This is a genomic window from Streptomyces sp. WELS2, assembly GCF_013870595.1.
Classification (GTDB): Bacteria; Actinomycetota; Actinomycetes; order Streptomycetales; family Streptomycetaceae; genus Streptomyces.
Genome location: NZ_JACBWZ010001361.1, coordinates 1 through 1,031 on the forward strand (window position 1 = coordinate 1; position 1,031 = coordinate 1,031).

Annotated in this window: 1 protein-coding gene and 1 pseudogene; both read left to right on the forward strand. The window is 75.9% G+C overall.

Annotation, left to right across the window (positions count from 1 at the left end; translation table 11 throughout):
- A pseudogene (locus H5J33_RS36365) lies at positions 1–362 on the forward strand (3-carboxy-cis,cis-muconate cycloisomerase); the annotation flags it as partial.
- Positions 359–1,031 (forward strand): alpha/beta fold hydrolase (locus H5J33_RS36370; protein ID WP_181798938.1); only part of this gene is annotated, 673 nt, incomplete at its 3' end. The pseudogene H5J33_RS36365 and the gene H5J33_RS36370, both read left to right, overlap by 4 nt.

Consider the following 1,031-nt stretch of genomic DNA (forward strand, 5'->3'; position numbering starts at 1 on the left):
CCGAGTGGGAGCCGTTGCGCGATCTGCTCCGGCTGGTGGGCGGCGCGGCCGGGCAGGCGGCGGAGCTGGCCGAGGGGCTGCGTGTGCACCCGGACGCGATGCGCCGCGATCTCGGCCGTACCCGGGGACTGATCGTCTCCGAGCGGCTGACCGCCGTCCTGACGCCCGTCCTCGGGCGGTCGCGGGCCAAGGAGCTGCTGACCGAACTCGCCCGCCGCGCCCACTCCGAGGACCGCCCCCTGCGGGAACTCCTCGAGGAACAGGAGGAGTTGGCGGGCATCGATCTGGCCGAGGCGACCGACCCCGCCCGGTACACCGGTTTCGCCGGGATCCTCACCGACCGTGCTCTGGAGCGACGTTGACCGTGACCCTCCTCAACCACCGTGCGGAAGGCCCCTCTTCCGCGCCGCCGCTGCTGCTCGGGCCCTCGCTCGGCACCTCGCTCGCCCTGTGGGACCGGGTGGCGCCCGAACTGTCCGCGAGCCACCGGGTGATCCGCTGGGACCTGCCGGGGCACGGCGGTTCGGCGGCGGATCCGATCGGGCCGGGGGCGACCGTCGGCGACCTGGCCGCGCTGGTGCTGGCGCTCGCCGACGCGCTCGGCGTCGACCGGTTCGCCTACGCGGGCGTGTCCTTGGGCGGCGCGGTCGGCCTGCACCTGGCCGTCCACCACCCCGAGCGGCTGACCTCGCTTGCGGTGCTGTGCTCCTCGGCCCACTTCGGCGGTGCGGCGCCCTGGCGGGAGCGGGCGGAGCGGGTGCGCCGCGAGGGCCTGGAGTGGCTGGCCGAGAACGCCGACGCGCGCTGGTTCACGCCCGGGTTCAGCGTGCCGGAACTGGTCCGAGACCACCGGACGGCCGACCCGGAGGCGTATGCCGCCTGCTGCGACGCGCTCGCCGCGTTCGACCTGCGCGACCGGCTCGCCGGCATCACCGTGCCGACGCTGCTCGTGGCCGGGCGGGAGGACCCCGCGACCCCGCCCGCGCATCTGAGGGAGATCGCGGACGCGGTGCCGGGGGCGACGCTGGTGG